This is a genomic window from Microcystis flos-aquae FACHB-1344 (assembly GCF_014698375.1).
In the GTDB taxonomy this organism is placed as follows: Bacteria; Cyanobacteriota; Cyanobacteriia; order Cyanobacteriales; family Microcystaceae; genus Microcystis; species Microcystis aeruginosa.
Map to the genome: position 1 here is coordinate 1 of NZ_JACJSW010000137.1, position 7,455 is coordinate 7,455.

General features: G+C 42.6%; 4 protein-coding genes. 2 read left to right on the forward strand and 2 right to left on the reverse strand.

From position 1 onward, the window contains the following. Positions 1 to 233: 233 nt before the first annotated feature. Entirely contained in the window at positions 234 to 1,310 is a 1,077-nt protein-coding gene (locus tag H6G48_RS11990) for a DUF1822 family protein (protein ID WP_190721911.1), read from the reverse strand. Continuing rightward, positions 1,310 to 2,782 (reverse strand): hypothetical protein, encoded by a 1,473-nt coding sequence (locus tag H6G48_RS11995; RefSeq protein WP_190721913.1) that lies wholly within the window; start codon positions 2,780 to 2,782, stop codon positions 1,310 to 1,312. Before H6G48_RS11995 ends, H6G48_RS11990 begins: the two co-directional genes overlap by 1 nt. A gap of 476 nt (positions 2,783 to 3,258) precedes the next feature. Between H6G48_RS11995 and H6G48_RS12000 the strand changes: the two genes are divergently transcribed. Next, complete coding sequence (locus H6G48_RS12000) at positions 3,259 to 4,251, forward strand: CAP domain-containing protein (RefSeq protein WP_190721916.1); 993 nt, start codon at positions 3,259 to 3,261, stop codon at positions 4,249 to 4,251. An 809-nt stretch (positions 4,252 to 5,060) separates the two neighbouring features. After that, entirely contained in the window at positions 5,061 to 7,232 is a 2,172-nt protein-coding gene (locus tag H6G48_RS12005) for a patatin-like phospholipase family protein (protein WP_190721918.1), read from the forward strand. The last annotated feature ends 223 nt before the right edge of the window (positions 7,233 to 7,455 follow it).

Sequence of the window (7,455 nt, forward strand, 5' to 3'; positions counted from 1 at the left end):
CCATTTTCAAGGGAAAAATGTACCCAGTAGCCTCTTTTCAATTTTTTCTGAGAAGCGACCTGCAGTAAGGGTTTTGTTAATTTTTTAGTATTTCTGTATGGGGGAAGTCCAGTTAGTAGTTGTGAGCAAAATAAACCTATACACTTACGGCTCTAAATTGCTACTCATGCCCCCGAACCAACAGGTGTAAGGTAGTTTTGCCTGTGTAGAAAACGCCCATAACACCCCAACGCCTAGAGTTCAAAATTTTCGCAGAGGCAGGTGTCACCGAGACTAACCACAATACTAAAGGGGATACCAGAGCGCCCTTTAAAAGATTTAAGCTGAATATAGTTATCTTGCGTTCTGGAGCCCACTTCTTGAAGCTTTTTGCCTGCCTGAGAGAGCAACGTTAACTTGATCTGGGGTGGCAGATATCGCTCCTCACCCGCCGGATGTAACTGAACCAGTACAGATAGCTGATTATCGGCTTCTTCTGTAACATTCACCAACAAGACCACTCTCTGTCCTTGCAACTCCATCCCCAAGTCAATAAGCTTCCCGCGTTTTGCACCCTCTCTCTGATTCCGAGGACTCCAAGCAAGATGAACTTCTGGACTAAACAGATCGTCGATCGCTTGCCATCCTGCTGCAAAGACCCCCTGTATCCACTGTCCTAACTGGATAGGAGTTTCTTGAGAAGCCGTTAATGTGGTTTCAGAGATTGCTTCAGGCGTTGCGGTATGCTCCGTTGAAATGACGGGCAATAGTATTGAGGCAGGTTCTAGAAAATCACAGTAGAACAATAAATGATTGGGTTCAGGATCGAAAACAGATAGGGGAATTTGATAGTAACCGTTTTGCAGACTATCACTGACCCGATGGCAATAATTCATGAGTCGGTCAGAGCGCAAAAAGCCTCGAATCATTAACCGCTGCTGCTCTTCACAGACCTCAAGCAGGACATAGAAATGAGCGACAAGAGCCGGCTGTTCGATCGCTTCTCTGGGAATTTCCACTACTTCATCTAGAACCTGCTCTTTGACAATTAAATTTAGCTTAAATTCATCAATTTTCAGGTTGTAAACAGCACCAATATGATTGATACATTGAGTTCGATCGATGAAGTGTGATGGAGCGCGTTTCTCTAGCCATTGCTCAAAACCCAATAGTGCCAGCGCATTCAGATAGAGTTGCCACTGACCCGCTTCATCGACTGAGGGACTGGCTAGGGGATTGACTAGAGCCTGCTCAAACTGTTCTGGTTCAAGCCTTATGGCTTCAGGTCGGCTAAGATTTAAACCTGGTGGGATCGCTCTTAAGCTAAACATTACGAAACTCCTTGTGTAACCTTGGTACACTCTTCTAAGTAAAAGCAAAGCTGTTGAGCATATACACTTTTCATCAGACGATTCTTTCCCGCTTGAATTTCTTCAAACGCTTCCTGAAATATTTCTGCATCTGCCAGCGCCTCGATTTGCTTCGCTAAATTTTCTAAATAATCGGGTTGAGGAGGAAGAGCAGTCAGTCCTTTCTCTTCAGCTTTCTTCAGCATTTGTTCAAGCACTTGGCGAATTGTCAACGTCCGAACAATGTTAATTAACTCTCCCGGATTCAACACCCGTCTTGCTTGCGCCCAACCAGACATTTTTAATAGATCGGCAATCTCTTTCAGTGCGATGCCCTGAGAATAATAGAGGTGTAATCCTGGAATCAATCGATCGGCGAAAGCGGCATACCCTTTGCTTTTTTTTAAATAAGTAATGCGATCGCTAATTGCCTGCTTAATGGAATGAACTAAGGCGAGTTGAAGCTGTTTGTGGAAGAATTCCAACATTTCTTGTTGCTCTTGCTGCTCCACATTATATTCACTGGCAATATCCTGCGGCAGCTCTGAGCGAATCAGGCGATCGCCTGTCTCTGGATCTTCAACCTCTAACGGTTCTCGATGGCTCCAAAGGTCAAATTGTCTAAGTTGTAGTGCCACTCTTCGCAGTTCTGTGATCAATTGGTTGGGCTGAATTGTGATATTTCCTGCTTTTAAATAAGTCACCATCTCTTGAAGTTGCCCGGTTGTGGGATCTAGACAGCGTTTCGTACCCTGGTGTTGCTGATGCCTGTCTCGACGATAGACAGCGTGGAAGGCGGCAATTAAGTGGCGATCGCGTTCTGCCAGTTGTTGCAATTGTTTCGAGCGAGTGCGATTGAGTAGCGCCCAGTCGCTCAATTGTTTGAAGCCAAACTCGGATAAAAAATTCTTTAATTCTGGATTTTGTTTGGTTTGTAAATAAGTCCAGTTATCTAAGCTCATACTGGATTGAGCGTTGGGCTTAAAGGTTCGCAGAATTTGCAGTGAGAAACATTGATAAGCCGTTGTTTGAGGCTTGCCAGTGGGGTCTAAGGTGAGATAGGTTTTGCCATCTGAGTCTAAAACCATCAGCGTTTTCCCGTCGTCATTGAGGACAAACGGCAGCAAATCTCGATAAGTAAAGGAGCGATCGTCTCCGAACAAATGATCGATTTGGCGGCAGGCGTTGAGAATCGGCTCAGAAACGTAACAGCGCAGGCATAGACCCGCCTGCGCTCTTTCTGTGGTATCAACTGCTGGAGCTTGAAAGCGGGATAGCAAATTAGCCTGGAGATTTCTCTGTTGGGAGCGATCGCCCCTATCCTCTTCTGCCTCACTTAACCCTTGGCTTTGAAAAAAATCATTTGCCAACGGGAGGAAACAACGCTTATATCCAGTGCGATCGCTGGCAGGGTCAATGCGCCAAAGGTTGCAGTATCTTGATGCAGCACTCATACTACGCTCTCCCGAAGTTTGTTGAGCTTGCGATTAGCTCACCTGATCAATAGATGTCAGCCATTTTAGCTTATACAGGAAATCGGAAAAAAACCGGGGAGATCTAGATTTAGACAAGATGGCTCAGTTCCAGATTTTCCAGAACTGATCATCCCTTGCCAGACCTAATGGGACTTAGACAAAAAACAAATCGAGAAAAGCCTCAACTCCAATCCCCGCTTGGGATTTACTTCGAGAAGCCCAAAATCGCTGAAACCCAGATAGATCAAGGAAAATCATAAATCGAGGTTAACCCTTTGTCCCGTAATGGTTTGAGCCTTTTTTGCTGACCGAAAACGCCTAAGTCCCACTAAGAATTTCTAGAATTTAACCTTCAAGTGTATAGGTCGATTTTGCTGACAACTACTAACGGGCAGAAGGAAAGCAAATGAGTTAAACCTTCTACCTCAATAAAACCTAAAACAAGGATAAAATTCATGGCTACATTACAACAAGACCAGTTTGATCTGAGGGTTCTCCAGCTTGTTAATCAATTTCGGGCACAAAATGGTCGAGCAGCTCTCACATTATCTGAAAAATTAGATAATGCTGCCGATAAATACGCCAATGTCATGGCAAGTCAAAACATACTGTCTCATACTCTTAATAACTCGACTCTTGCTTCAAGAACAACGGCAGAGGGCTATATGTGGAATATGGTAAGAGAGAATTTAGGGAAAGGGTATACAACCCCAGAACAGGCAGTTCAAGGTTGGATCAATAGTCCAGAACATCGCGCCAATCTGTTAGCCACCGATATTACCCACATGGGACTGGGATACTCATCCAATGGAAATTATTGGTCTCAATCGTTCGCTCGTGGAGATGCCAATCCTGGAACGTATATGGCTCAAACAGATGGCGGTTCTGGAGGAGGTGGTACGACTCCAGGAACGTTCAACGGAACTAACGGTAATGACATCTTAAATGGTACGACGGGTAACGACAAACTTTATGGATATGGAGGTAACGACAAACTTTATGGATATGGGGGTAATGATTATTTTGATGGTAGTTACGGGAATGACTACTTAGACGGCGGCTCTGATAATGACACCTTATATGGTGGAGAAAATAATGACACCTTAATAGGCGGATCTGGTAATGACTTCTTAAATGGAGGAAGACTTGCAGGAACAACATCTGGTGAACTTGATGTTCTTACAGGAGGTTCTGGGAGTGATACTTTTGTTTTGGGAGGTTCTTGGGGAGTTTCTTATTTAGGGGCTAACAATGCTGTCATTACAGACTTCGATTTTAACTATGATTGGATTCAAGTGAAGGGTAGTGCTAGCGATTACCGCATGACAACGGGTAGTTGGGGAGGAACTTCCGAGACGGATACAGCTCTCTACAAAGGTAATGATTGTATTGCTCTGATCCTAGATACGACTAATGTTAATTTTGGACGGGATTTTAATTTTGTTTAATATTGGGACTTAGGCGTTTTCGGTCAGCAAAAAAGGCTCAAACCATTACGGGACAAAGGGTTAACCTCGATTTATGATTTTCCTTGATCTATCTGGGTTTCAGCGATTTTGGGCTTCTCGAAGTAAATCCCAAGCAGGGATTGGGGTTGAGGCTTTTCTCGATTTGTTTTTTGTCTAAGTCCCATTAGTTTTTTCGTTCCACGCCAGCAACCGTTAACCTAAAGTGAGAATCTTTGATAACATAAACTACCCGTTCGCCACCGATGTTATGCTGTCTCTTTGCTTGGCCTACTTCGGATCTTGATAGCTTTCATGTTAGTTCTCATTCTCGTAAAGCGTCAAGACCCGGTAAAGGTGTTCAGTTTAGTGAACATTCTCACTGTGACAACGCTTGTATCCAGTGCGCTCTCTCTGTGGTATCAACTGCTGGAGCTTGAAAGCAGGATAGCAAATCAGTCTGGAGCTTTCTCTTTTGGGAGCGATCGCCCCTATCCTCCTCTGCCTCACTTAACCCTTGGCTTTGAAAAAAATCATTTGCCAAGGGAGTGATAAAGTTAGAGTTGATAATTCTCTTTCTCCTAATAATGCCTATTAACATTATTCTGGTTATAATCAACTCCTCCCATTCTCATCATTAGACGTTAATAAAAAAATCAAAGATGTCTGCGGAAAGCCACCACAACCACCAGACTTTTATCGTTAATGATAATGAGAATTTTCAGGAATAATGGTGCAGACTACATAACAGCAGTTTCACTCTGTCAATCATCTCTATCGCCTACTTAACACTTTGAAAATAGGACAAAATCATGAACACTACGAATTCAAAACAGAAACTAAACTACATTCCACAGATCATCATCGGCATCGGCATAATTGCGATCGCTGTAGTGGTTTGGTGGCACATTCCTGATTCTTTCTGGAAATATCTTTTTTTCTTGCGTGCGCCTATTCTCTGGGGTTTACTGCTGGTGACACTCCCTCTAATAGCTACCTTATGGCTGCCAGCCATGCTGAGAAATTTATTTGTTCTTCGTGGTCCGTGGCAACTTATCTCTGTAATTGTCAGTGCAAACATGGCGGCAATAGGGGTCATTATTAATGCCTATATGCTTCTCAAAGGTGCGCCAGATCGTTTTGGACTATCACCGTGGCTCGAAATTTCTGACATCTGGCAATATGGGTTGGCGATCGCTTTGAGTTTACCGATCTGCTTCACCTCTTATAAGCTTTCAAAAGAGGAAATTAAAGAAAAGAATCCCATCCAAGGAGTGATTTTCAGCGTGTTATTGAGTTTGGTGCTGTTGTTTGCAGTGATTCAGACGAAAACCTGGATATTTACTAACTTTGCTAACAATAAGTTACTCATTAGTTTCGTTGAATTCATTACCAGACATAAAACTGAAGGCTATATTATAGGAACACAGCCAAAACCACAGCAATTCCTTGAAGGTCATCTGAGTAACATCGCTTTTTTTATAGTTGCCTTCATCGTCTATGGCATCATTGGTTGGAAATTTCAGCCACAATCTCAACCATCCGACAAGAAAAAAGAAGCGGCTGCCCTAATGTATGTGATGCTAATCATCATGATGATAGCACCCTTGTCTGGAAGCCTAACCTTCTATTTCGATTACTATCGCGTTCCTGTCTTTCTGCTCTTTGTGGTTATTGTTGCTTTGATGTATGCGCTGTTTAAGGTGGATCACTTTTTTGAATTAAACTTAAATGAGGCAAACAAATACGATGCCAAGGATTTCAAAAAGGCAATAGAAAAACGACTCGAGTATCAAGAAGAAGAAAAGGAAAAGACCTTAGTAGTTGTCTGTGCGAGTGGGGGCGGCATTCAAGCCGCAGGCTGGATAGTTCAAGTCCTGACGGGATTACAAGATATGCTAGGTAATTCGTTTACCAAGTCAATTGGTTTTATTAGCTCTGTTTCAGGTGGTTCAGTTGGAACGATGTATTATCTCGATCGCTTTGCCGATAAAGGATATCCTGAGTCTAAGGAGTTTGAAAATATCTTTAAGAGTGCTACTGAAGATAGTTTGGATGCGGTAGGTTGGGGATTAGCTTATCCTGATTTATGGCGCATTATTGGGCTTCCTTTTCTCGCTCCTAAAATGTGCGATCGGGGAAAAGTAATAGAGACAGATTGGCAAGGAGAGTTAAAAAATCCCAATAGCAAACAATTTTTATCTACTTGGAGCGAACAAATTTTAAATGGTAAAATTCCCATCCCTATTTTCAATGCGACTCTGGTTGAAGATGGTCGTCGATTTCTAATTTCACCGATGACTTTTTGTAAACCTAGTAGCAACAAATCAGTGGATTTTAACACCCTTTATGCGGGATATGACATTGATGTTGTCACAGCCGCAAGGCTCTCAGCAACTTTTTCTTATGTATCGCCTATTTCTCGCTATGTTGGTGAAAATAAAAACCAGAAGGGGAAAGGGAAGGGGAATTATCATATTGCTGATGGTGGCTATTTCGACAATTCTGGTGTGGTGACGATGGTGGAATGGCTCAATGAATGGCTAGAACCCAACAAAGGACTTAACATTAAACGAGTTCTTTTGTTACAAATTAATGCTTTTCCTAAGACTGAACCCTCCAAAAATGAGAGTGGCGGTGGAGGTTGGTTTCAGGCGATAATAGGTCCTTTACTGACCTTATTCAGCGTCCGTGATACTACCCAGTTGTCTCGAGTTTCTACTGAAGTAGAACTTCTTCAACAGCGATGGAAAAATCAAGTAAAGATCGCATATTGTCCTATCTTTTTTCCAAAGAATGGTAAAAATGGTGAAAATAAACCACCTCTGTCTTGGCAACTAACGGAAAAGCAAAAACAAAATATTAAAAACGGATGGTGCGGAATTAAGAAGGAAATTGGGGAGCAAATTGGGGAGCAAATTGGGGAGGAGTGGAAAAAATGGGGATTTGAAGACCCATCTCAAAAATCGACCAATGAGAAATAGCCAGCTTCCTACGGTTGCGCTTCATCCCCAATAATTTAATCTGCGATCGCTTTTTTTTGACCTTCAACTGATCCGCGATCACTTTTTGAGGTTTTTATAACTGCGATCGCTCATCGAAAATTTTGGGTCTGAAACCCCGTCGTTCTACGACGGCTTTACTGTTAAATATTAGCACATTTACGAAATATATGCTAAAATGTGAGGTATGGAAAAAGCCTATTCG